The organism is Paraburkholderia sp. GAS199 (assembly GCF_050436585.1).
Classification (GTDB): domain Bacteria; phylum Pseudomonadota; class Gammaproteobacteria; order Burkholderiales; family Burkholderiaceae; genus Paraburkholderia.
The window spans coordinates 287,790-312,395 of record NZ_JBNDMM010000002.1 but is presented as its reverse complement, the minus strand read 5'-3'; the positions used below and the strand labels follow the sequence as shown (position 1 = coordinate 312,395).

General features: G+C 61.6%; 24 protein-coding genes. 22 read left to right on the top strand and 2 right to left on the bottom strand.

Annotation, left to right across the window (positions count from 1 at the left end; genetic code table 11):
- Positions 1–162: 162 nt before the first annotated feature.
- Entirely contained in the window at positions 163–1,023 is an 861-nt protein-coding gene (locus tag P3T18_RS07520) for a hydroxymethylpyrimidine/phosphomethylpyrimidine kinase (RefSeq protein WP_429299294.1), read from the bottom strand.
- A gap of 210 nt (positions 1,024–1,233) precedes the next feature.
- Here P3T18_RS07520 and P3T18_RS07515 point away from each other — a divergent pair, with 210 nt between their 5' ends.
- The 9 genes from P3T18_RS07515 (at position 1,234) to P3T18_RS07475 (ending at position 9,061) form a co-directional block, all read left to right on the top strand.
- A complete protein-coding gene (locus P3T18_RS07515; protein ID WP_006047743.1) occupies positions 1,234–1,404 on the top strand; it encodes a rubredoxin in 171 nt (56 codons plus the stop codon).
- Between the two features lie 259 nt (positions 1,405–1,663).
- Positions 1,664–3,073: a hypothetical protein gene (locus P3T18_RS07510; RefSeq protein WP_429299293.1), complete on the top strand. Its 1,410-nt coding sequence runs from the start codon at positions 1,664–1,666 to the stop codon at positions 3,071–3,073.
- A gap of 272 nt (positions 3,074–3,345) precedes the next feature.
- Positions 3,346–3,924 carry a YqgE/AlgH family protein gene (locus tag P3T18_RS07505; protein WP_429299292.1) on the top strand — a complete coding sequence of 193 codons (579 nt, stop codon included), beginning with the start codon at positions 3,346–3,348 and terminating at the stop codon, positions 3,922–3,924.
- Entirely contained in the window at positions 3,921–4,361 is a 441-nt protein-coding gene (ruvX, locus tag P3T18_RS07500) for a Holliday junction resolvase RuvX (protein WP_429299291.1), read from the top strand. The genes P3T18_RS07505 and ruvX overlap by 4 nt, the downstream gene beginning before the upstream one ends.
- On the top strand, positions 4,348–4,878 hold the full coding sequence (pyrR, locus tag P3T18_RS07495) for a bifunctional pyr operon transcriptional regulator/uracil phosphoribosyltransferase PyrR (RefSeq protein ID WP_429299290.1): 531 nt from the start codon (positions 4,348–4,350) through the stop codon (positions 4,876–4,878). The genes ruvX and pyrR overlap by 14 nt, the downstream gene beginning before the upstream one ends.
- 95 nt (positions 4,879–4,973) lie before the next feature.
- Positions 4,974–5,999 (top strand): aspartate carbamoyltransferase catalytic subunit, encoded by a 1,026-nt coding sequence (locus tag P3T18_RS07490; protein WP_429299289.1) that lies wholly within the window; start codon positions 4,974–4,976, stop codon positions 5,997–5,999.
- Positions 6,000–6,097: 98 nt separating this feature from the next.
- Positions 6,098–7,378: a dihydroorotase gene (locus P3T18_RS07485; protein WP_429299288.1), complete on the top strand. Its 1,281-nt coding sequence runs from the start codon at positions 6,098–6,100 to the stop codon at positions 7,376–7,378.
- Positions 7,379–7,415: 37 nt separating this feature from the next.
- Positions 7,416–8,237, top strand: a complete 822-nt coding sequence (locus tag P3T18_RS07480; protein ID WP_429299287.1) for a lysophospholipid acyltransferase family protein — start codon at positions 7,416–7,418, stop codon at positions 8,235–8,237.
- A 5-nt stretch (positions 8,238–8,242) separates the two neighbouring features.
- A complete protein-coding gene (locus tag P3T18_RS07475; RefSeq protein WP_429299286.1) occupies positions 8,243–9,061 on the top strand; it encodes a 2OG-Fe(II) oxygenase in 819 nt (272 codons plus the stop codon).
- Positions 9,062–9,106: 45 nt separating this feature from the next.
- Here P3T18_RS07475 and P3T18_RS07470 read toward each other — a convergent pair whose 3' ends face one another.
- Positions 9,107–9,979, bottom strand: a complete 873-nt coding sequence (locus tag P3T18_RS07470; RefSeq protein ID WP_429299285.1) for a symmetrical bis(5'-nucleosyl)-tetraphosphatase — start codon at positions 9,977–9,979, stop codon at positions 9,107–9,109.
- 205 nt (positions 9,980–10,184) lie between these two features.
- Here P3T18_RS07470 and P3T18_RS07465 point away from each other — a divergent pair, with 205 nt between their 5' ends.
- From P3T18_RS07465 to P3T18_RS07405, 13 genes are all read left to right on the top strand, one after another.
- Positions 10,185–11,096, top strand: a complete 912-nt coding sequence (locus P3T18_RS07465) for a GDP-mannose 4,6-dehydratase (protein ID WP_429299284.1) — start codon at positions 10,185–10,187, stop codon at positions 11,094–11,096.
- Between the two features lie 426 nt (positions 11,097–11,522).
- Entirely contained in the window at positions 11,523–12,575 is a 1,053-nt protein-coding gene (gene rfbB, locus P3T18_RS07460; RefSeq protein WP_429299283.1) for a dTDP-glucose 4,6-dehydratase, read from the top strand.
- Positions 12,568–13,509 (top strand): dTDP-4-dehydrorhamnose reductase, encoded by a 942-nt coding sequence (gene rfbD, locus P3T18_RS07455; RefSeq protein WP_429299282.1) that lies wholly within the window; start codon positions 12,568–12,570, stop codon positions 13,507–13,509. The genes rfbB and rfbD overlap by 8 nt, the downstream gene beginning before the upstream one ends.
- Positions 13,510–13,541: 32 nt before the next feature.
- On the top strand, positions 13,542–14,423 hold the full coding sequence (gene rfbA / locus P3T18_RS07450) for a glucose-1-phosphate thymidylyltransferase RfbA (RefSeq protein ID WP_429299281.1): 882 nt from the start codon (positions 13,542–13,544) through the stop codon (positions 14,421–14,423).
- A complete protein-coding gene (gene rfbC / locus P3T18_RS07445) occupies positions 14,420–14,971 on the top strand; it encodes a dTDP-4-dehydrorhamnose 3,5-epimerase (protein WP_429299280.1) in 552 nt (183 codons plus the stop codon). Before rfbA ends, rfbC begins: the two co-directional genes overlap by 4 nt.
- A gap of 22 nt (positions 14,972–14,993) precedes the next feature.
- Complete coding sequence (locus P3T18_RS07440) at positions 14,994–16,124, top strand: DegT/DnrJ/EryC1/StrS family aminotransferase (protein WP_429299279.1); 1,131 nt, start codon at positions 14,994–14,996, stop codon at positions 16,122–16,124.
- Positions 16,121–16,636, top strand: coding sequence for a GNAT family N-acetyltransferase (locus tag P3T18_RS07435; protein ID WP_429299278.1), 516 nt, complete (start codon positions 16,121–16,123; stop codon positions 16,634–16,636). The genes P3T18_RS07440 and P3T18_RS07435 overlap by 4 nt, the downstream gene beginning before the upstream one ends.
- Positions 16,617–17,426: an ABC transporter permease gene (locus P3T18_RS07430; protein ID WP_429299277.1), complete on the top strand. Its 810-nt coding sequence runs from the start codon at positions 16,617–16,619 to the stop codon at positions 17,424–17,426. The genes P3T18_RS07435 and P3T18_RS07430 overlap by 20 nt, the downstream gene beginning before the upstream one ends.
- Complete coding sequence (locus P3T18_RS07425; protein WP_429299276.1) at positions 17,423–18,166, top strand: ABC transporter ATP-binding protein; 744 nt, start codon at positions 17,423–17,425, stop codon at positions 18,164–18,166. The genes P3T18_RS07430 and P3T18_RS07425 overlap by 4 nt, the downstream gene beginning before the upstream one ends.
- Positions 18,167–18,281: 115 nt before the next feature.
- Positions 18,282–20,879, top strand: a complete 2,598-nt coding sequence (locus tag P3T18_RS07420; RefSeq protein ID WP_429299275.1) for a glycosyltransferase family 2 protein — start codon at positions 18,282–18,284, stop codon at positions 20,877–20,879.
- Between the two features lie 82 nt (positions 20,880–20,961).
- Positions 20,962–22,140, top strand: coding sequence for a hypothetical protein (locus P3T18_RS07415; RefSeq protein WP_429299274.1), 1,179 nt, complete (start codon positions 20,962–20,964; stop codon positions 22,138–22,140).
- Positions 22,137–23,093, top strand: a complete 957-nt coding sequence (locus tag P3T18_RS07410; protein WP_429299273.1) for a glycosyltransferase family 2 protein — start codon at positions 22,137–22,139, stop codon at positions 23,091–23,093. The genes P3T18_RS07415 and P3T18_RS07410 overlap by 4 nt, the downstream gene beginning before the upstream one ends.
- An 88-nt stretch (positions 23,094–23,181) precedes the next feature.
- The gene (locus P3T18_RS07405; RefSeq protein ID WP_429299272.1) at positions 23,182–24,564 is read left to right on the top strand and encodes a class I SAM-dependent methyltransferase; all 1,383 of its coding nucleotides are present in this window, start codon (positions 23,182–23,184) and stop codon (positions 24,562–24,564) included.
- The last annotated feature ends 42 nt before the right edge of the window (positions 24,565–24,606 follow it).

Genomic DNA, 24,606 nt, shown 5'->3' with positions numbered 1-24,606 from the left:
AACCCGCAGAAATGCGGGTTTTTTTATGGTCGTCTGGTTTGGTTGCGATCTTGGCGATGTTGCGCATGCGGACGAAACGTCCGGGCATCGATCCTTTCCGCTTCGAATCACACAGCCGCGCCGGCCGCGCATCGCGCGACCGGCGTATTCAGTTGATCCACATCAATGGCGCGCTTCGCCTGGCGTTGCGTCCTTGCCGGCGGCCGGCGGTGTTTCGTCGTCGCTGCTGCGCGCCCAGAAGAAACGATCCGGCATATAAGCACCCATGCCCGGACGGAACGCACTGCGCACCGCCTGATACAGATACTCCTGCGCTTCGCGGACGGCTTCCGCCGGTTCCTGACCGTTGGCCAGCAGCGCGGCAATCGCGGCGCCGAGCGTGTCGGTAATGCCCATGATCCGGTGGCTGCCGCGGTCCCACATGTCCTGACGCAACTGGCCGTCTTCGCTGAATAGCGTGTTGACGAGACGGTGCGTGCCGGTTTCCGTCGACAGAATGTACTCGCAGCCTTGCGAGAGCAGATGCGAGATCGCCGCGTCGAGGCTGGGCGCTTCGGCGTCGCCGTCGGGTTGGGCGAGGGCGAGCAGGGTGGCGGAATCGGCGACCAGCAAGGTGGTTTGTGGCGCGAGCAGGTCGGCGATGGCTTCACGCAGTTCGTCGGCGGCGAGCACGTGCTCGTCGTCGAGCGTGAAGTCGGGCGCGAGGATGAGCGGAATGTCGTCGTAATCGGCGACCACTTCGGCAATCGCGCTGACCACTTCGGCGCGCGTGCAGGCGCCGACCTTGAAGGCCGCGATCGGCATGTCTTCGAGCAGCATGCGCGCCTGGGTGGCGACCACTTCTGGGTCGAGTCCGGTGACTTCATCGCAACTGGCCGAATCGCGCACCGTGTAGCCGGTCAGCACGGAAACGCCGTGGCAACCCATGCTGGCAAGGGTCATCAGGTCGGCTTGCAGACCGGAGCCGCCGGTGGGATCGGAAAGGCCGAAGGTGAGGACGATCGGAGGCGTATCGCTGGGCATGAAGATTGACTGAAAGGAGCTGAATTTAGGCGCTGGGAGTGCGCAATTGGCTCAATTATGCGGCCTAAACCGTCGCGGGGGCGTTTTTTTGCATCGCTGCCGATCGCCGTCGCGCGCGACGTTTGGAGGATTCTGATTGCTAGGCATTGGGGCGGCAACACGGTACCATCATGGCTCCCGTTTCCACGGACTCTACGACGCGACACAAGAATGGAATATCAAAGCTGGATGTGCCTGATTTGCGGCTGGATTTACGACGAAGAAGCCGGTTTGCCGGACGAAGGCATTGCGCCGGGCACCCGCTGGGAGGACGTTCCCATTAACTGGACATGTCCCGAGTGCGGCGCGCGCAAGGAAGACTTCGAGATGGTCCAGATCTGAAGTCAGCAGCCGGCTGCGGTCGGTTCGCCGGCGCTTGCCCAGCGTTCCTCAGATGCGGCGGCGCGGCGCTTTCCAGCGGCGGTCAACCGGGCGGATGTGAGGTCCGCGAGCCGTGTTCGGTGCTTCGGCACGGAACGTCCTCGAATATGCCGTGTCGCAACGGTAGTCTGTCATTGTCCTGTCGCCGGTATTACGTCGCTAGACGAGCAGTCTGCGCGTGACACGAAGCGGCGGCCCGTCAGCTCCCTGTCGTCTGCCCATGACTCTTCGATCCGCTACACCCGACTCCTTCGATGCCTTGCCGAATCCGCGCGGCGGCGCTGTGCGCTCCGCGGAACTGGCACTGGCGGAAGCGCTGCTCGCCTACGAACAGCGCGGTGAATGCGCGGCGGCTCTGGTGCGTGCGTCCCATGCGCTGCGCGAGGCCGGCTGGCTCGGCGCCCAGCGTTTCGCGGATGCACTGGTGCGGCTCTCGCCGCTCGCCACGTCCGACCCGTCTAACGCCGACGATGCGCGGCCGGTCTTTGGCGCGGCTTTGCGCGACTTTCGCGCGGCGCTCGAGCGTCACAATCTGCGCGAGCTGTCCTGCTCGCCTACGTTGTTCAATCACTATCGCGCGGTCTGCGCGCATCTGGCGGAGCACTCGCCGGGTTCCACCGTTGCGTTCGAAGATCTCGCGCTGACCGGGCGTCCGGTGCCGCCGGTGTCGCTGCCTGCGCAGTCGGCTGATCGGCTCGCGCATTTGCGGGCGCGCTACGAGCGCGCCTTGCTGCCGGTGCTGCGTGCGCAGCCTGACAACAGCGGCGCCGCGCTGGCGTTCGCGAACGCCGCGCTCGACGAACTCGACGCCGTGCTCGACGAACTGGCCGGCGCCGATCCCTACGATTTCTGGCGGCTCGCGAGAGCCTGTGCAAAAGCATTACGCGTGGGCAACCGCGCCACCGGCGAGCCGGATGCGCGACGTTTTTATGCGCGCTGCAATCTGACCCTGGCCGACCATGCGCGCGGCATCCAGCGCGCGCCGCGTTCGCTGGTTCGCGCAACGCTCGCGCTGCTCTGGCGCGATTACGCGCTATTCGGCGCTGCGGCGGAAGATGCCGATCAGGTCGAAGTGCTGCACGACTACGGTTTGACGGTCGACTGGCATGTGGCCGGCACGCAGGCTTCCGAAATGCTATGGGAGGCGGGCGTGGCAGAGGCGCAGGCAATCAGCGCTTCGCGCGTGTCGCTGACGCGCGAACTGGGCGTGCTTACCGTCAACGCCCACGCCTACGAAGATTTCCTGCAAACCGCCGACGCCGCGATCTCCGCGCTGACGCAGCACGCGCGCATGGCCGACCAACCCGAGAAAGCCGATCCGAGCGAAGCGCTGCAAGCCGGAGACGCCGCGTACCGCCTCGGAGCGGCCGCCTGTGCGCTGGGTCTTGGCCACGTGGCGCTGGTCGCCGACGCACTTGGGCTGGCCTGGCGTCGTCGCGCGCACGCGGGCGTTTCGACACCCGCGGTGCGGGCGCATGTCATCGTCGGTGCGCCGGCTGCGAGCACGCTCGAACAGGCTGCCGAGGCGCTGCGCGCCATGTTGCACAAAGTCGCCGCCGGCGTCGCGCCGCCCGGTGCCGCGGCCACGCTCGCCGCGCTGACCCGTGCCATCGAGGAGGGCGGCGCCTGAGCGCCGCGCGGCTGGACACTGCGGCGACGTTCAAGGCACGCGATATGCGTGCTCGATGAATGCCCGCGGAATGTCCCCGCAAAGTCGTCGGTCGGCGCGAAACTGCGCCCTAGCCAGGATCGACGTGCGTGATAGAGTGGAACTTGAATCGCCGCCGATGGCTGTCGGCAAACTTCGGCACGTTCGGAGCGCTTCGGCACCTGCCGTCGCACCGGCATCGAAGCACGCTCGAAGCCCCGCCATCCTGCATCGTCTTTGCTAAAATCCGAACTATGTCCAAGAGTACCGATCGCATCAATCTGACCAACCAGTTCCTGATCGCCATGCCGAGCATGGCCGACCCCACGTTTTCAGGAACGGTGGTCTACCTTTGCGATCACAGTGAGCGCGGCGCGCTCGGCCTCGTGATCAACCGGCCGACCGACATCGACCTGCAAGCGCTCTTCAGTCGCATCGACCTCAAGCTCGAGATCGAACCTCTCCTGCATGTTCCCGTGTATTTCGGCGGCCCGGTGCAAACCGAGCGTGGCTTCGTGCTGCACGATCCGAAAGACGGCAATGCGTACACGTCGTCCATGTCGGTGCCGGGCGGCCTCGAAATGACCACCTCGAAAGACGTGCTCGAAGCGGTCGCGAGCGGCAATGGTCCGGAGCGTTTTCTGCTCACGCTCGGCCATGCCGGTTGGGGCGCGGGTCAGCTCGAAGAAGAGATCTCGAAGAACGGCTGGCTGACGGTCGAAGCCGACCCGAAAATCGTGTTCGACGTACCCGCCGAAGAACGCCTCGAAGCGGCTCTTGCGCTGCTCGGCATTTCCCTCTCCATGCTCTCGGGCGAAGCAGGTCACGCATGAGTCTGTCGGGCGGACGTGAGGCGACGCTGCTTGCGTTCGACTATGGCGAAAAGCGGATCGGCGTCGCGGTGGGCAACTCGCTCACGCGCAGCGCCCGGCCGCTGGTGATCGTGCAGAACCGCAGCCGCGAATACCGCTTCGAGGAAATCGGCAAGCTGATCGCCGAATGGAAACCCAACGCGCTGGTCGTCGGCCTGCCCATGCATCCCGACGGCGCGCCGCACGAGATGACCCAGCTTGCCACGCGCTTCGGCAACCAGCTGAACGGCCGCTTCAACCTGCCGGTCACGTGGATCGACGAACGTTATTCGTCGGTCGAAGCGAAAGCGGGAATCCGCGCCGGCAAAGGCCGCGCCGACATGCTCGACGCCGAAGCCGCGAGCATCATCCTTCAGCAATACTTTGACGGACTTTCCGACGATCATGAGTTCCATTGACGCCGAAGCGCTCTACCGCGCTTTGCTCGAACAGATTGTGGCGGTTCATGGCAACGGGCTCGGCGGCGACAATGACGCCGTGCTCGCTGGCATTTATAGCGGCGGCGCATGGCTCGCCGAGCGTCTCGCGCACGATCTGAACGTGCCGAGCTTCGGCGTGGTGAACGTCGCGCTGCATCGCGACGACTACGCGAAAAAGGGCCTGCATTCGCAGGCGAGTCCGACCTCGCTGCCGTTCGCGGTCGACCAGCGCCGCATCATTCTCGTCGACGACGTGCTGTACACCGGCCGCACGATTCGCGCGGCGCTCAACGAACTCTACGATTACGGCCGTCCGGCTTCCGTCGAACTGGCCGTGCTGGCCGACCGCGGCGGGCGCGAACTGCCGGTGGCGGCGCGCTTCGTGGGCGGCACGGTGGACGTGCCGGCCGAGGCCACGCTCGTGCTGGCCCGGGACGAGGGCGGCAAGACCGGCAGCCCGCAGTTCACGTTTCACACCGAAGCACGCGTCGACTGATCCGGCGCTGCGACCGGGGGCGCGCCCTCGACCATCACACGCAGTCCGCTTCGACATCGAACCCGTCGAAGCCCGTATTTGAAGCAGGTACATCAATGAACACCGCCACCCACGCTCCCCAGGATCGATCCGGCAGCGACAGCGAGCGCTTTCGCTACGGCTTCCTGAAGCGCAACCCGCAGCTCACGAAAAACGGCGAGCTCAAACATCTGTTGTCGATCGAGGGTTTGCCGAAGGCAATCGTCAATCACATTCTCGACACTGCCGACCAGTTCGTCAGCGTTACCGACCGGGAAGTCAAGAAGGTGCCGCTGTTGCGCGGCAAGTCGGTGTTCAACCTGTTCTTCGAGAACTCGACGCGCACCCGCACGACCTTCGAGATTGCCGCCACGCGTCTGTCGGCGGACGTGCTGAATCTGAACATCAATGCGTCGTCCACGAGCAAGGGCGAATCGCTGCTCGACACGATCAATAACCTTTCGGCGATGCATGCCGATATGTTCGTCGTGCGGCATGCGTCGAGTGGCGCGCCGTATCTGATCGCCCAGCACTGCGCGCCGCACGTGCACGTGATCAATGCCGGTGACGGTCGTCACGCGCACCCGACGCAGGGTCTGCTCGATATGTACACGATCCGCCACTACAAGAAAGATTTCACGAATCTGCGGGTGGCGATCGTCGGCGATATTCTGCATTCGCGCGTCGCGCGCTCGGACATTCACGCGCTCACCACGCTCGGCGTGCCGGAAGTGCGCGCGATCGGCCCGCGCACCTTGCTGCCGGGCGGCCTCGAGCAAATGGGCGTGCGCGTATTCCACAATCTCGACGAAGGTCTGAAAGACGTCGACGTGATCATCATGCTGCGACTGCAGAACGAGCGCATGAGCGGCGCGTTGCTGCCGTCGGCGCAGGAGTACTTCAAGAGCTGGGGTTTGACGCCGGAGCGTCTCGCGCTCGCCGCACCCGACGCGATCGTCATGCATCCGGGACCGATGAACCGCGGCGTCGAAATCGATTCGCAGGTGGCCGACGGTCCGCAATCCGTGATCCTGAATCAGGTCACGTTCGGTATCGCGGTGCGTATGGCGGTGATGGGTATCGTCGCGGGTAACCACGATTAGGCATCCCCGAGCCGCTGGGCGCAACGTTAGACCCGACGTTCGACCGTTATTCCGGGCGGACCATGAGGCGACACACAAGTCGACAAATAAGGCAGCACATGAAGATTCATATTCAAGGCGGCACGCTGATCGATCCGGCAGCGGGCACCGAACAGCAGCAGGATATTTTTATCGAGGCGGGCAAGATCGCCGCGCTCGGCCATGCACCCGCGGGCTTCGAGGCCGCGAAAACGATCGACGCCAAAGGCCTGACGATCGCGCCGGGTCTCGTCGATCTGTCGGCGCGTCTGCGTGAACCGGGTTACGAACACAAGGCGACGCTCGAATCCGAAATGGCCGCGGCGCTCGCCGGCGGCGTCACGAGCCTCGTCTGTCCGCCGGATACCGACCCGACGCTGGACGAACCCGGCCTCGTCGAAATGCTCAAGTTCCGCGCGCGCAATCTGAACCAGGCGCATGTTTATCCGCTCGGCGCGCTGACCGTCGGCCTCAAGGGGCAGGTCATCACCGAGATGGTGGAACTCACCGAATCGGGTTGTATCGGGTTTTCGCAAGCCGACGTGCCGGTCGTGGATACGCAGGTCCTGCTGCGCGCGTTGCAGTACGCCGCCACGTACGGCTACACGGTCTGGCTGCGTCCGCTGGACGCGTACCTCGGCAAGGGCGGCGTGGCCGCGAGCGGGGCGCTTGCGTCGCGCATGGGGCTGTCCGGCGTGCCGGTCTCGGCCGAGACGATCGCGCTGCACACCATCTTCGAACTGGTCCGCGTGACCGGCGCGCGCGTGCATCTGTCGCACGTGTCGTCGGCGGCGGGCGTCGCGCTGATGCGGGCCGCGAAGGCCGAGGGCTTGCCGGTTTCGTGCGACGTCACCATCAATCACGTGCATCTGATCGACCTCGACATCGGCTATTTCGATGCGCAGTTCCGGCTCGATCCGCCGCTGCGTCAACAGCGCGATCGTGAAGCGATCCGCGCGGGCCTCGTCGACGGCACCATCGACGCCATCTGTTCCGATCACACGCCGGTCGACGACGACGAGAAACTGCTGCCTTTCGCCGAAGCCACGCCGGGCGCAACCGGGCTCGAACTGTTCCTCTCGCTGACAGTGAAGTGGGCCGACGAAGCCGGCGTGCCGCTTGCGAAGGCGCTGAATCGCATTTCCACGTCGCCCGCCGACGTGTTGAAGCTCGAAGCAGCCGGCCGCATCGGCGTGGGCAGTGTGGCCGACCTGTGCGTGTTCGATCGCAACGCGCACTGGCGCGTCGAGCCGCGCGCGCTGAAGAGCCAGGGTCACAACACGCCGTTCCTCGGCTACGAACTGCCGGCGCGCGTGCGTGCAACCATCGTGGCCGGCCACGTTGCGTTCGAACAGCATTGATTGCCGCGTTATCGTCCCGTTACGGAAAGCTCCGCACATGAAGCTCGCGTTACGCAAGGCCCGTCTCATCGCCCATTTGCTGCACGGTATGTGGATCGTCGCCACGCGCTTTTCCAAAGTAGGCGAGGAAGGCCGGCAGACGCTGAACCGCGAATGGTCGTTGAAAATGCTGCGTTTGTGCGGCATGCAACTCGTCGTTCATAACGACGGCGCACGGCTCGATCGCGGCGCACTGGTGGTCGCCAATCACATCTCGTGGATCGACATCTACGTGATCAACGCGTGGCGGCCCACGCCGTTCGTCTCAAAGGCCGAGATCCGGCAATGGCCCGTGGTGGGATGGCTCGCGCAGCAACTGGGCACCGTGTTCATCCAGCGCGAGAAGCGTAGCGACGCGAAGCGGATCATGCACGAACTGTCGGACCGCCTGAGTGCCGGCGAGTTGATGTGCGTGTTCCCCGAAGGCACGACGTCCAACGGCCTCACGCTGCTGCCGTTTCACGCGAATATGTTCCAGGCGGCGGTGTCGGCTTCGGTGCCGGTGCAGCCGCTGTGCATCATGTACGAAGACGCGCACGGCAAGCAGTCCACCGCGCCGGCCTATATCGACGACCTGACGCTCGCGGATTCGCTGAACATGCTGCTGGGCGGCGGGCCGTTGACCGCGCACGTCTATGTCGGCGCGGCGCTGGCGCCCGGTGCGGATCGGCGTACGTTGGCGGCGGAGGCGGAAGCGGTGATTGGGGCGGCGTTGCGGGAGATGCAGGGTGGGCGAGGCGTTGCAGCGCCGGTCCGCGCCGTGGTTTCGTCGCCGGCCGAAGAGGCGCTGCTCGGAATCGACTCCAAATTACAGAAGTGAACGCCATGACAATGCAACGCACGGACATTGGCCGGCACATTGCGGCGCGGCTGAGTGAAAATCTCGACGCCGCACGCGTGCAATGGCAGCAGAGTGCGCCGGTCAATTATTTCGTCGTGGACGACGTGCTGCCTGAAGAACTGGCGGCGTCGGTGCGCAAGGGCTTTCCGGACGCGTCGACGATGATGCTGCGCAAGAGCCTTCGCGAACTGAAGTACGTCTCGGCGCAGATGAACCAGCATGCGCCGATTCTCGAAGAAGTCATCTTTGCGTTTCAGCAGCCGGAGGTGGTCGATCTCGTCGTGCAGATTACCGGCCTGCGCTCGCTGTATCCCGACGAGCATCTGTACGCCGGCGGTATTTCGATGATGGGTCGTGGGCACTTCCTCAATCCGCATCTGGACAATTCGCACGACAAGGATCGCGCGCGTTATCGCGTGCTGAATCTGCTGTACTACGCGTCGCCTGGCTGGCAGGCGGAGAATGGCGGCAATCTGGAAGTGTGGCCGCATGGGCCGAAAGCGGAGCCGATCACCATCGTCAGCCAGTTCAACCGGCTTGCCGTGATGGTGACGAACCAGCACTCGTGGCATTCGGTCTCGCCGAATCTCAGCGACGAGCCGCGCTGCTGCGTGTCGAACTATTATTTCTCCGACCATCCCGTGGGCGAAGAAGCGTATTTCCATCCGACGTCGTTTCGCGGCCGACCCGACCAGCCAGTGCGCGATGTCGTGCTACAGGCGGACGCGGCGGCGCGCGGTCTCGTGCGCAAACTGTTTCCTAACGGCGTGGCGGCGCACAAACACGTCTACAAGAAAGACTGAGCACGCGCCCGGCGGTCGGGCCCGGAAACGGGCCCCGCAACGCGCTTATTCTTCAGTTGAGCGGCAACTTTCGCAGTTCACCTGAAACAGCGTGCGCTCCGCCGGTTTTTTCGCCAGACGCACGGCGGACAGCTTTTCACCCCACACACAGCCCGAATCCAGACCGATCAGGTTGTCGCGCAAGGTCAAGCCCAGCGCGGCCCAGTGTCCGAACACCACTGTGACGTCCGACGTTTTGCGCGACGGCACATCGAACCAGGGCATCGCGCCCGGCGGCGCGGAATTCAGGCCGCCGCTGCTGCTGAAATCCATCACGCCGTCCGCGTTACAGAAACGGATGCGCGTCAACGCGCTGCAAGTCAGACGCAGGCGTTCGATTCCTTTCAGATTCGGCTTCCAGCGATTCGGCTCGTTGCCGTACAGACCAGCGAGCGTTTCCTTCCAGTTCGGCGCGCGCAGCGCACGCTGCAAGTCGTGCGCGAGTTCGAGCGTGGTGGCGACGTCCCATTGCGGCAGCACGCCGGCATGGACCATCAGCATGCCGTGATCGAAGTGCGCAAGCGGCCGGTGACGAACCCATTCGAGCAGGTCCTGAGCGTCGGGTGCCGAGAGAATCTCGTCGATGGTGTCACCTTTCTTCGACTTCCGGATACCCGCCGACACCGACAGCAGATGCAGGTCGTGATTACCCAGCACCGGCACCGCCTGGTCGCCCAATGCAATGATGTCGCGCAACGTGGCGAGCGACTCCGCGCCCCGGTTGATCAGGTCGCCCGCGAACCAGAGCGGCGTGCCGGAGGCCGGCGCCGCTTTCGCGAGCAACTGCTGAAAAGGCGTGCGGCAGCCCTGCAGGTCGCCGAATGCGAGAGGTAACAGTTGTGACGAGGACGGGGCGGAAGTAACGGTGGAAGGTGTCATCGAAGAGGGTCGTTGCAATTCGGTACAACCTGTTACGCATAAGACGTGCCGCGGTGGGCAGTGCAACATGCCAGCGTGACATAATAGCCCGTTTGAGACGCCAATATCGCGCCGTATGCCGCCAGAATGCGGCGACTAGGCGGTGCCGCGCAGGAGTGGCTCGATATTGCATCACAACAGAATGACCCTCGTGAACGGAGAAAGCATGTCGAATTCTCATGCGACGCAACCGATCCGCACGCTCGTCACTGGGGCGAGCGGTTTCACCGGCCGCTATCTGGTTGAAAATCTGCTGGGCCGCGGTCATACGGTGATCGAGACCGTGGCCGGTCGCGACGAAGTCGAAACGCCCACGCGCGTGCGACTCGACATCACGTCCCCCGACGCTTGCCGGCGCGTGATCGCCGCGGTACGTCCCGACTACATCGTGCATCTCGCCGCGATCAGCTTCGTCGGGCACAACGATCCGCTCGACTTTTACCGCGTCAACGTGCTCGGCACGCTGAACCTGCTCGAAGCCTGCGAGGCGGTCGGCCATACGCCGCGCAAACTGTTGATCGCCAGCAGCGCGAACGTGTACGGCAACGTGACGAGCAACGCCATCGACGAAACCTTTCCCATCACGCCGGTGAATCATTACGCGGCCAGCAAGGCGGCCATGGAAACGATGGTGCGCACGTGGTTCGACCGCCTGCCGATCCTGATCGTGCGGCCGTTCAATTACACCGGACGCGGCCAGGCGAACAACTTCCTCGTGCCGAAGATCGTCGAACACTTCGCGCGTCGCGATGCGGCCATCGAGTTAGGCAATATCGACGTGGCGCGCGATTTTTCCGACGTGCGTTACGTGGCAAGCGCCTATGAAGCGCTGCTCGATTCCGATGCGGCCGGGGAAACCGTCAACGTGTGTACGGGCACACCCTTCACGCTGCGGCAAATTCTCTCGACGGCCAGCGAACTGACCGGCCATGAGATCGAGGTGCGGGTCAATCTGGCCTTCGTGCGGCAGACGGACGTGAAGATGCTGGCGGGGTCGCCTGCCAAGCTGCGAACGCTGGTGCCGAAAGTCGAGCCGATTCCGTTCGTGGATACGTTGAAGTGGATGCTGGCGGCGTGAGTTGTCCGCTGAAACTGATTGCAAACCGACGTGGTTTGCTAAAAAATTACGTAATCATTTCGCATTAATCGGCGGCGAGAATGTCCGCCCGATTTGCTCGGTAAAGAAGCCCGAAGCCCCCATGTGTAGCCGGTAACTCGTGCCGGTAACACAAGGTTTCACCCGCCTGTCCTATGTTTCAAGTTGTATGGGGGCGTTGTTTTGGGGGCTGGGTGTCATATAATCTCCGCTCCCCAAGCGTCAAAAATCGCCCGGCTATTGGTGTTTTTGGCACGATTGCTAAAAACAGTACATCCGCCCCGGCTCCTGCAGGTTTCTGGCGTGGATCCGCACAGAAAAAGCATCGGTTATCGCTGTTCGCGGCAGTGACAGAGTGGCGGGGCGCGCTACCAGGCCGTGGCGCACGAATACATCTTAAGGATTTGTATGATTCTCGTAACGGGCGGCGCCGGCTTTATCGGCGCGAATTTCGTGCTGGATTGGCTGAGCGTCAACGATGAACCTGTGCTTAACGTGGACAAACTCACGTACGCGGGAAATCTGGCCACGCTCAAGTCGGTCGAAGGCAGCGAGAAGCATATATTCGCCCGTGTCGACATCTGCGATCGCGCAGCCCTCGACAAACTGCTGGCCGAACACAAGCCGCGTGCGGTAGTCCACTTCGCCGCCGAGAGCCATGTCGATCGTTCGATCGACGGCCCGGCCGATTTCGTGCAAACCAATGTCGTCGGTACGTTCACGTTGCTCGAAGCGGTTCGCGCTTACTGGAGCAATCTGCCCGAAACCGAAAAAGCGGCTTTCCGCATGCTCGCCGTTTCCACGGACGAAGTTTTCGGCTCGCTGGGTCCGCAAGATCCGCAGTTCTCCGAGACAACGTCGTACGCGCCCAATAGCCCGTATTCGGCAACGAAGGCCGCCTCTGACCACCTGGTGCGCGCCTATCACCACACCTACGGTCTGCCCACGCTGACCACCAACTGCTCGAACAACTACGGTCCGTATCATTTCCCGGAAAAGCTGATTCCGTTGATGATCACCAACGCGCTTGCCGGCAAATCGCTGCCGATCTACGGCGACGGGCAGAACGTGCGCGACTGGTTGTACGTCACCGATCACTGCTCGGCCATCCGTCAGGTGCTGGCGCACGGCACGCCCGGCGAAACGTACAACGTCGGCGGCTGGAACGAAAAAACGAATCTCGAGGTCGTGCATACGCTGTGCGATCTGCTCGACGAACTCAAGCCGAAAGCCGAAGGCTCTTACCGTGACCAGATGACCTTCATCAAGGATCGTCCGGGCCACGACCGCCGTTACGCGATCGACGCACGCAAGCTCGAGCGCGAGCTTGGCTGGAAGCCGGCGGAAACGTTCGAGACGGGTCTCAAGAAAACGGTTCAGTGGTATCTGGACAATCAGCCGTGGGTCGACAACGTCACGTCGGGCGAGTACCGGAAGTGGGTAGGCCAGCACTATGCGTGATCGGGACCCGGGTTTTTCCGCGGGCAGCGACACGATCCTCGTGACCGGGGCCCGCGGGCAACTCGGCGCTGAGTTGTGCCGGAGCCTGTCGGTGGTAGGGCGCGTCGTGGCGGTTGGGCGCGATACGTGCGACCTCGCGTCGGCGGATCAAATCGTCACCACGATGCGCTCGGTGAAGCCGCGCGTCGTTATCAACGCAGGCGGTTACACGGCAGTCGATCTGGCGGAAACCGAGGTCGATGCGGCGCGCGCCATCAACGCGGTCGCGCCCGGTTTGCTCGCGGCCGAAGCGAAGGCGCTGGGCAGCCTGATGGTCCACTATTCGACCGACTACGTGTTCGACGGAGCGAGCGAAGTCGCGTACGTGGAAGACGACGCGACGTCGCCGCTGTCGGTTTACGGCCGCTCCAAGCTCGACGGCGAGATCGCGGTACGGGATAGCGGCGCCGACCACTGGGTGTTTCGCACCAGCTGGGTTTTCGGCTTGCAGGGTGCTAACTTTTTGAAATCGATTGCGCGTGCCGCTCTGACGCGCCCGACCTTGTCGGTGGTCTCGGACCAGATCGGTGCGCCGACGCCGGCTGCGCTGCTGGCGGACGTCACGGCCCTGGCGGTGCGTGGCTATCTGGGCGCCGCGTCGCCCATGCCTTATGGCGTTTATCACGTCGCGGCGGCGGGCGAGACGAGCTGGCATCAGTACGCATGCCGTATTGTTGAAACGCTCGCGCGCGCGGGCGTGCCGGTTGCCGCAAGTCCCGAGCGCATTGCGCCGATCGCGGCCGCCGACTACGGCAGCCGCGCTGCGCGTCCGCTCAACTCCCGGCTCGACACGTCGCGCTTGCGTGCGGCGTTGGGCGTCGATTTGCCCGACTGGCGAGACGGCGTCGATCGTGTGCTGGCGCAGTTGATCGAAGGACGGCAGCTGTTCGGCTAAGCGTACGTGGCGAAAACTTGAGAGACCCCATCATGAAAAGAAAAGGCATTATCCTGGCCGGAGGCTCCGGCACGCGCCTTTACCCTATTACGCGTTCGGTATCGAAGCAGCTGCTGCCGGTGTACGACAAGCCGATGATCTACTACCCGCTGAGCACGTTGATGCTGGCGGGTATTCGCGACATCCTGATCATTTCGACGCCGCAGGACACGCCCCGTTTCTCGGAGCTTCTGGGCGACGGCAGCCGCTGGGGTCTCAATCTTCAGTACGCGGTTCAGCCGTCTCCGGACGGACTCGCGCAGGCGTTCATCATCGGGCGCGACTTCGTCGGCAACGATCCCTCGGCGCTGGTGCTGGGCGACAACATTTTTCACGGCCACGACCTGCTCGGTCAGTTGCAGCGCGCAACGGCCCGCGAGAACGGCGCGACCGTGTTCGCGTATCACGTGCACGATCCCGAGCGCTACGGCGTCGTGGAATTCGATCAGGCCTTCCAGGCCGTTTCGCTGGAAGAGAAGCCGAAAACGCCGCGCTCCAACTACGCGGTCACGGGCCTCTATTTCTACGACAACACCGTGTGCGACATTGCCGCGGGCATCAAGCCGTCCGATCGTGGCGAACTCGAAATCACGGACGTCAATCTTCACTACCTGCGTAATGCAGCGCTCAAGGTGGAGATCATGGGACGTGGTTACGCCTGGCTCGACACCGGCACGCACGATTCTCTCCAGGAAGCGGCGACCTTCATTGCAACGCTGCAGAAGCGTCAGGGTTTGATGGTTGCATGCCCGGAAGAGATCGCGTTCCGCAGCCGCTGGATTTCCGCGTCGGATCTGGAAGCGCTGGCGGCGCCGCTCGCAAAGAATGGCTATGGCCAATACCTTTACCGGATTCTGAAGGAAACCGTAGCATGAATCTGACCGTTACCCGTACGGCACTTCCCGAAGTCGTCATTCTCGAGCCGAAGGTATTCGGCGACGATCGCGGCTTCTTTTTCGAAAGTTTCAATGCTCGCGAGTTCGCAGAAGGCACGGGCATCGAGCGCAACTTCGTGCAGGACAATCATTCGCGTTCGGCGCGCAATGTTCTGCGCGGCTTGCATTATCAGATCCAGCAACCGCAGGGCAAGCTGGTTCGGGTAACGAGCGGTCAGGTGTTCGACGTCGCGGTCGACATTCGCCGTAGCTCGCCGAACTTCGGCAAATGGGTCGGTGTCGAGTTGTCCGATCAGAACAAACGGCAACTGTGGATTCCCGAAGGGTTTGCGCACGGATTCGTCGTGCTGTCGGAATTTGCCGAGTTCCTGTATAAGACGACCGATTATTACGCGCCGGAATACGAGCGCTCGCTGGCGTGGAACGATCCCGCTATCGGAATTGAATGGCCGTTCGAGGGTGAACCGCTGCTGTCGAAGAAAGACGCGGCAGCGCCTGCACTTGCCGACGCCGAATTATTTAACTAGCCCGACTCCCGAGGAGACTTTTATGGCTATTCAGTTGTTCGTACCTAATTTCCGCATTCAGGAATGCCTCGACGAGATCAAGGAATGTCTCGAGAAAGGTTGGACCGGGCTGGGCTTCAAGACCAATCAGTTCGAAGAAGCATGGAAGGCGTACACGGGTCTGCCGCACGCGCACTTTCTGAGCTCCAACACGGTCGGGCTGCACCTCGCATTCGAACTGCTCAAGACCAAGCACAACTGGGCTGACGGCGACGAAGTCATCACCACGCCGCTGACGTTCGTTTCGTCGAACCACGCCATTCTGTACTCGCAGCTCACGCCGGTTTTCGCCGACGTGGACGACTCGCTGTGTCTCGATCCGGAAAGCATCGAAGCACGCATCACCGATCGTACGCGCGCAGTGATCTACGTGGGCGTGGGCGGTAACGTTGGTCAGTACGAGCGCGTTCTGAAGCTCTGCCGCGATCGCGGCATCGCTCTGATTCTGGACGCGGCTCACATGTCCGGCACGCGCTTCCAAGGCAAGCACGTTGGCCACGACGCCGACGTCACCGTATTCAGCTTCCAGGCTGTGAAGAATCTGCCGACCGCCGACTCCGGCATGATCTGCTTCCGTGACGCGGAAGACGACGTGCGTGCTCGCAAGATGAGCTGGCTCGGCATCAACAAGGACACGTACGCACGTACCGCTTCGCAAGGCGCGTACAAGTGGATGTACGACGTCGAGGAAGTGGGCTTCAAGTACCACGGCAACTCGATCATGGCCGCTATCGGCCTGGTGCAGCTGAAGTATCTGGATAACGACAACTCCTATCGCCGTCAGCTGGCCAACTGGTACGAAGAACTGCTCGGCGGTCACGCGAATATCCGTCTGGTGCCGATCACGAAGGGCTGCGAGTCGTCGCGCCATCTGTTCCAGATTCGCGTGAAGAACCGTGACGAACTGATGCTCGCGCTGAACGAGCACGAGGTGTATCCGGGCGTCCACTACCGCGACAACACCGAGTACCGCATGTACGCGCAAGGCAAGGGCCAATGTCCGAAGTCGCACCAGGCTAGCAGCGAAATCCTGTCGCTGCCGATGCATATGGGCGTCTCGCGTAAAGACGTTGAATTGATTGCGGATCTCGTGATCCGCTACGCGGCCGCATGAAGAATGTCTATGCACCGTACGTGTGCGGCGACGTTCGCATTCGTACGCTGACCGAAGCCGACCTCCGCGAAACGCTGGAATGGCGTAATCGCGAAGGTGTTCGTCAGAACTTCAAGCATTCGGCTGTGCTCGAGTGGGAACAACACCATCGGTGGTTCCTGCACTACAGCGAGAAGCCGGACGATATCGTCTTTATCGTCGAAAGCACGAGCTCGGGTGAAAAAGTTGGGCAGGTAGCGATTTATTCGATCGATCCCGTCGCGGGTCGGGCCGAAATTGGCCGGTTCGTGGCTGCGCCCGGTTTTCAGGGCAAAGGGTTGATGCGCAATGCGATCCTGGGGCTGATGTCATTTGCAAAGCAGGAACTCGGGCTGAGCAGTTTGTATCTCGAGGTCATCGAGGCAAATGAGCGGGCTCACCAACTTTATTCAAAGCTTGGGTTCAACGACGTTGAATGCAAGGATGGCGTGATTTTCATGGAGCGAACTCTCGATGGTGACGTACAGCAGTAATCGTACGCGGCCGCTTACCGAATACGTGACGGCGGCACGCCTCTGGCGTGTCTGGCTTCATATGGGGCTGCAGGACCTGAAAGGCAGGTTCAGAAGCTCCGTTCTCGGCCCACTGTGGATTCTGATCAACCTGTCGGCAACGATGGGCGCGGTCGGGATCATCTTTGGCCGCCTGTTCCACCAGCCGATGCGGGACTTCCTTCCGTTTCTGACGCTGGGCCTGGCGATCTGGGGTTTCATGACTTCAGCGCTGACCGAAGGAGCATCGTCGTTCGTCCACGCGGAAGGCTACATCAAGCAGTTCTCGTTTCCGAAAGTGACGTATCTGTATCGCGCCATGGTGCCTTACATGGTCGTGTTCAGCGTGGGTCTGTTCGTGTTTTTCGTGGTTGCAATCGCCTACGGCCGGCCATTCACATGGGGCGCGCTCTGGGCGATTCCGGGCTTCCTTGCGTTCGTGATAATCAACTTTTTCCATTTGATTATCGTGGCGCACGTCGGCGCGCGATTCCGTGATTTGCCGCATTTGTTGACCGGCTTGATCCAGATCGCTTTCTATGTCACGCCGGTGATGTATACCGTCGATATGCTGAAGCAGCGTGGGCTGGACTTCGTGTATCTGATGAACCCTCTGTACTATCTGATCGAAATCATCCGCTACCCGCTGATGAACAACGCGGCACCGCCTATGCCGGTCGTCGGTCTTGCATTGGGATACGGGGCGCTCGTCGGAATCATCGCCATTATTGTGATCAAAAAGATGTCGGCTCGCATCGTCTACGTTTTATGACCAACGCACTGAAAATAAGCCTGCGCGACGTTCGGGTGCGCTTCGATGTTTCGAACAATCAGGACAGTTTGAAGGGCGCAATTCTTGCACGCCTTCGCGGCGAGAAGCGGGAAAAGCGATACGTCGACGCGCTGAAAGGCGTGAACGTCGAGATCGAACACGGGGAGCGGGTTGGCCTCGTCGGTCTCAACGGCGCGGGTAAAAGCACCATCCTGAAAGTCATGGCGGGCATTTATCCTCCGACCCATGGCACGTCTGAAATCGTGGGCCACGTGTCGCCAATGTTCGAACTGGCAACCGGCTTCGAAATGACGCAAACGGGTTGGGACAACATTCGCATACGCGGCATGCTGCTCGGTCTCGCACCGCAGCAGATCGAAGAGCGTATTCGCGAAATCGGGGATTTTTCGGAACTCGGCCACTTTCTTGACTACCCGGTGAAAACGTACTCGGCGGGGATGTTCATCCGCCTTGCGTTTTCCGTATCGACTGCCATCAATCCCGAGATTCTGCTGCTCGACGAGGTGATGGGGGCGGGCGATCTGGTGTTTGCCGAGAAAGCCAAAAGGCGGATGTACGAGTTCATGGAGCAGGGCAAGATTCTTGTTTTTTCGAGTCATAGCTTGCCTCTGGTCGAAGACTTTTGCGCACGAGTGATCTGGCTGAGGAAGGGCGAGATCGTGATGGACGGACCGGCGAAAGAAGTCTTGAAGCAGTACGAATTGCACTCAGGCTCATAACCATCGCTGCGGCGGTCCATGGCACCGGGTACGTCGATTCGCATCAAAGCAGGACTGCCAACGACGTAAATCTCCCGCGCCCGCACCGGCTCGCCATCGAGCAAAGGAATATCGAATGTTAGTTAAAGACCTGATTCGGGATACCGTGTGGTTGCCGGGCGCCGATTACGACGTCAACCGGAAGCCCGAAATCTCGGTATTGCTGCCAACCTTTCGACGTGGCAAAAGCGGGATGTTCCGGCGTGCCGTCGAGTCGGTGCTCAACCAGACGCTGGAGAACATCGAACTCATCATCATCGATGACGCCAGCACCGACGGCACCGCGGATCAGATCGCCGAGTTCCAGAAGCGGGACGGCCGGGTCAGTTGTCTGCGTCACACGAAAAACATCGGTCTGCCGGCCATTTCCGAGTTCGAAGGCTATCTGCGCGCGCGCGCGGACCGTTTGGCGTTTGCGTTCGACGACACGATTTTCAATCCGGAAGCACTCGAAGAACTGCTCGCCGAAGCGAAGAAAACGCCTTGGGCGGTGATTTACGGGCACGTCGAGTTTTGCGTCAGAGATCCGGCCACCAACGAAGTCATCGTCACGCGTCTTGGCAGCGAACGTTCGCAAGGCACGCTGCGCGCCGGCAACTTCATTCCGAACAACGGCATTCTGATGTCGAAGAGTGTCGTCGAAGACGTGGGTTTCTACGATCCGCACATCGTGATTGCGCGCTTGTGCGACTGGGACCTGTGGTGCCGCGTGGCGGAGCGTTACGAAATTCGCTTCGTCGACGTTGCAGTGGGCCGCGAAGAAGGCCCCATGACAACGGATAGCCTCGGCCACACCTATTCGGTGGATTTTGGCGCCGCGGACGAATGGATGCGCACCGCGCGCAATGAACGCCTGCGTCCGGCCAACCTTCCCATGTGCGAGGTGCTTGCCGAAGATCCGTCGCACGGCATGAGCACGCGCACCATCACCGAGTCGGTTGCGAAAAAGCATTCGCTCGCACGTGGATGGCCGTCCGCAGTTCCCGCGCCGGACTACACCGAGCCGAAAGAGGGCTACATTCTCGTAGTGAACCTCGGAGGCAATGCATCCACTTCACTTTATTTCGAACTGCTTCCGCAGGACGTGGCCAAACGCGTTCGCGTGATTTCGTATTACAGCGGCTTCGGTGTCGAAGAACTGGCGCGCGCGACGTGCGTGATTTTTGTACGCGCGATCAGTTCGGTCCAGCCGTGGATCGACGCCGCGAAGGCGATCGGCGTTCCCACGTACTTTTTCATCGACGACAATCTCCCGCTGCTGACCGAGACGGGCGAGTACACGTTTGCCGGTGAGGATTACCGCCTGCCGGCATTCCGCGAAAGCGTGAAGCAGTTCGAAGGGGTACTGGTATCCAGTCCCAAGCTCGAGGCTTATTTCGAGCAACAGCTGCTTCATCCAAACGTGATCGTTTATCCGGTCGCATGCGAAGACCAGCGTCCGTTTCATGTCGACTATCAGATTCCCAAGGAGCCCGGTGAAATTACCATTGCCTTCGCCGGCGGTGTTCATCGAACCAAAGGCCTTTGGGACGCCATTATTCCGGCATTGAAACGGCTGGCGTCGGGCGGCGTGGCGTTGAATTTCGTCATTCCGGAAACGCACGACTCGGTTTATCTCGATCAGCTGCAAGGTCTTCCCGAAGGAATGCGCGTCACGATGCTCTCGTTCGAAGTGAGCTACGTGTTCGCCATGCGCCGATTCGCGCGCTTCTCGCCCGACTTCGTCGTGCATGCGCCGAGCACCACGCTCAACAACGAATTCAAGACTCTGCATCCGTTGCTGACCGCCAAGCTTCTCAACGCCGTACCGGTCATGCCGGGCAACGCGCCGTACACCGAAATCGCCGATCTCGGCGTGGCGGCGATCGTCAACGACGCATTCGTACCGCGTGCGTGGTATCAAACGTTCAAGGATCTGGTCGAGCGCAAATACGATCTCGACGATATCAAGGCGCGGAACTCCGCGTATTGCTCGGAGCATTTCTCTAGCAAGCCCAATGTCGCGATTCTCTCCGGCCTGCTCGAGAAACATGGCGGTGAGCCGGGTTGGGCAGAGCAGTCGCGTCGTTTGCATAAACTGGCGGGCTGGATGCGGGCAACCGCAGGTTTGTCGAACAATGCCGCGGGTGCGGAAAACGCCGACGAGCAAGCCAATCAGCTCGCCGCCATGCGCCGCATGGTGCGCTACTCGTGGCGTCACCGTATCTTGCACCGCAAGAGCGATCTCTGGGACTCGGTGTCGCCGCAATTTGCCGGGCTCAAGCGCTACAGCGCAAATGCTAACTGGCGCAAGGGCGGAACGCTCGAACTCAGCGACGCGTTGCACGATGTGGCGTTTCGCGAATACCGGGTCGAACCGGGTACGGGCTCCTGGCGCGGTTTGTCGCTTGCGGTGGCGGTCGATTGGGTCCGTCACGGGCTGATCGGCGTCGAACTCGTGGCGCCGGACGACCAGATCAAAGACAACGTGTCGCTCGATCTCGCTCGCATCGACGTGCACGAACCGGTGCGCTTCGATTTCACCGACGTGAAGACCCTGGAAGGCGAGAGCTGGCGCATCAGAGTTTTCGTGCGGTCCAAAACACCGGTCTACGTGTACGAATTCATCAACCGACGTCTATTCGGTGCGCGCTTCGCGCCGCCCACGCCGTTCATGGAGTTGTTCGTCGAATGACGATGCAGTGGTCGAGCGGCATCCTGGCCGCGCAGGCGGGGCGCGCCATCACGGTTCCAGACGAAATTCGTGCGAGGAAAATATGTCCTGCCGGGTAAAGCTGGTGATCGAAGGCGAGATCGCGACGACGCACATCATCGAGCGTCTGGTGTCCCAGGCGCTCGGCGGCGCTGCGCACGTGAGCAAGATCATCCTGGCTGGCTTTTTGCCGAACCATCTGCGCGACGGCGGGATGCCGATTCTCGTGAGAATCGGCGATCCCGTCGGTAAGCCCATGCTCGAATGGATGATCGCTCGCAAGCTGCCGTACCTTTACTACATCGACGATAACTTCTGGGAACTGGAGGGGCGTACGCCCCTCGCGCGGTTTTATCAATCGAAAGGCGTTCGCGGCATGCTCGCGCTGGCCGTGCAACACGCGGGCACCGTGATCGTCAATTCTCCGTTGCTCGGACAATACATCGAGGAGCGGCTAGGCGTCACGCCGCTCGTTCTGCCGGCGCCTTTCGATTTCGCGCTCATCGATACCTTGGATGTGCCGCCGCGAGAGGACAACCAGGTTCGCATCGGCTTCGCCGGTAGTCCGACCCGTGCGCCGGATTTCGAGCAGGTGATTCCCGCACTCCAGCGCGTGCTCGCAGATTTCCCGCAAGCCGAGCTGTATTTTTTCGGCTACGTGCCGGAGCGGTTGCGTAAGCATCCACGTGTGCATTTCACTGCTCATGTCGACGACTACACTTCTTTCATCCGGTTGAAACGCGAGTCGTGCCTCGACATCGGACTCGCGCCGATGGCGCCGGTGAAATCGAATCTCTACAAGACGAACAACAAGTATCGCGAATACGGTGCATTGGGTATTGCGGGTGTGTATGCGGATTCGCATCCCTACAAGAACAGTGTCAAGCATGCCGAGACGGGCTTGTTGGTTCAGCAAACGGAAGAGGGCTGGTACGAAGGTATTGCGAGCCTGATTCGGGATCCGCAACTCAGGAAGCAGATTGCCGGGCGCGCATGCGCCGATGTGCGCGAACACTACGCGCAGGATGTCGTCGCGCTTCAATGGCGTGAGGTTTTGCTCGAAGCCGGGCAACGTTGGCACGCGGCACTGAGCGCTGTGTCCATCTCCGACGCCGATCATTTGCAGGTCAGGCGAGCGACCCGTATTGCCTTGTGGCGCATCTGGATCGTGTCGGGCGTGGCCCGGCGAACCCGTCGGCTGCTGGAACACACGCTTGGCATGCTGCAGCGGCGGTCCGTATGAGCTCGCTCGGTAACTCATCTGCCGGCATCGGAGAGCGTCCGAGGGTCGCGGCGGTCATCGTCAGCTATAACCCGGAAGTTGCCACGGTCGCAGCGCAGACGGTGGCGCTGGCGCGCTCCGTTCAACGTATCGTCATCGTCGACAACGGATCAAAGAGTGACGCGAAAGCTGAACTCGCTGAACTCGCGAGTCGGGCCGATGGTGAGTTCATCCCGCTGGGCGGGAATCTGGGCATCGCTGCCGCGCAGAACCGGGGTATCGAAGCCGCGAAACGCTGGGGCGCGGAATACGTGCTGTTGCTCGACCACGACAGCATCCCCGACGAATCGATGGTGGATCGCCTTGTGGCGGCAAGCCGCAAGCTCGTGCGGGAAGGCGTTCGGTTAGCTGCCGTTGGGCCGGTGACGGTCGATCGCAGAACCGGTAGCCGCAACAAGTTCATGCGGGCAACCGGCCTGTCGATCATGCGACCTTCCTGCGAGGCGGGTTGCGAGTATGTCGAAACCGATTTTCTGATCGCATCCGGAACGCTTGTCCGCATGGAAGTGTTCGATGCGATCGGCACGATGAACGAAGGCTATTTCATCGACCACGTCGACACCGAATGGTGTCTGCGCGCGCGGGCACGCGACTGGCGCATATTCGGCATCTGCGACGCCGAGTTGCAGCATTCGCTTGGCGACAGCATCGTGCGCGTCTGGTTCGGCCATTGGCGCGAAGTATTCGTGCATTCGCCATTTCGGGACTACTACGCGTTTCGCAATACCGTTGTCATGCTGCGCTCCACGCCCATGAGTCGAGGCTGGCAACTGTGGCATGTCGTCCGGCTCGTGCAGTTCTGGTTCTTCTTCGGTATTGCCCTGGCGCCACGATTGAAACGACTCAGGTTGATGGCACAGGGGTTGCGCGATGGTTTTGCTGGGAGGATGGGGCCGCTGAACGATCAAAGCTAAGCGCTGTCTTGATGTAATTGGTTTTTAAGATGAGGGGTGCTTGCAATGAGCCAGCTTCGAGTCGGAAAACTCAGCGGAGGTAGTTACTGTGCTTTGCATTGATCTAGGCTGTGGAACGGTCAAGCAGGCCGGTTTTGTCGGCTTGGACCGTTCGCCCATGCCGGGCGTCGATCTGGTCGTCGACCTGAACGGCACGCTTCCGCTGGAATCGGATTCGGTCGATCTCGTCTATGCATCCCATTCGCTGGAGCACGTAGCGGACCTCATGCACACGATGCGCGAGATTTATCGCGTGTGCAAACATGGCGCACAAGTTTGCATCCTCGCGCCGTACTTCGAACAGAAACTCAACTCGGCGAACAGTTACCACCTTCAAGCGTTCAACGAGCACACGCCGCGATTCTGGTCTTCCAGCAGAATTGCCAACGTACCACGGGAAGAATACTGGCATCCGCATGCGACCGATTGGGGACTGGCCGAGTCCGATCATTCGGAGCCCGGCATCGAGTTCCGGCTGGCGCGCATGGAAATGTTTTATTTCCCTGCGTTTCTCAACGCGAGCGACGACGAGCGCCGCTTCGCGCGGCAAAGTTTGCTCGATGTTTGCGATCAGGTGATGTATCACCTGATCGTCTGGAAGAAGTCCGATAGCGCGGAGCAGGAAATACAGGACGCGATTGGCGCCATGAACCTGTTCATTCCCGATCAGGTCGTGATCCGGCGCGAACACGACGCGCAGCGGCGTGCGCAGGCCGCGGCCGACGGACCGCCGGCGCTCGATTGGCCGTCCATGTTTCGCAACGGCAGCGTGATTGCACGGCAGAAGGAAGAGATCGCCGCGCTGCAGATTCATGCTGTGCGCAGAGACTATACGATCGACGAATTGCGTGCGCGCATCGACCAGCTTGCCGAGCGTTCGCTCGCCAACGAGCAGGCGACGCGTCTGTACTTTGCCGACGCCACCGCAAATGCGCACGAGGTCGCAACGCAACGCAGCCGGCGATTGACGCGCGCAGCCAACTGGCTGGCCGGTAATGACGACGTCAGCGCGGCGCTACCCGAACAGCTCGCGCGGATGGCCGCCGGCATGGGCGGCGCGTCACGCGTGGTAATTGGCCGAAGCCTGTCCGATGTGCCGTTCGCCGCTTATCGCGTCGTCGTGCCCACAACCGCGCCGCGCTATTTCGACATCGCGATCCATTCACCGGTGCGTTTGCCGGGCATGAATCTGGGCCTCGAAATCGCGTCGCTGCGCGGCGATATCGTGAGCCATCGGAATATCGAATTCGACACGGAAGAGCGTTTTGCTCTTTACCGTTTTCCAGTCGACATGCCGGCGGAATTCGCGGGCCAAACCGTGGAGATCCGGGTTTTTTCGCGCAAGCCGCAGGCTCCGGTCTACACGCTGGAATTGCGCAGTCGTTGGGCGCGCCCGCGCAACGGGCAACTGCTCGGCGGCTGGTCCACATAACCTGACATTTAACCTGGAATCCAAGGCGTTTTATCCCCATTG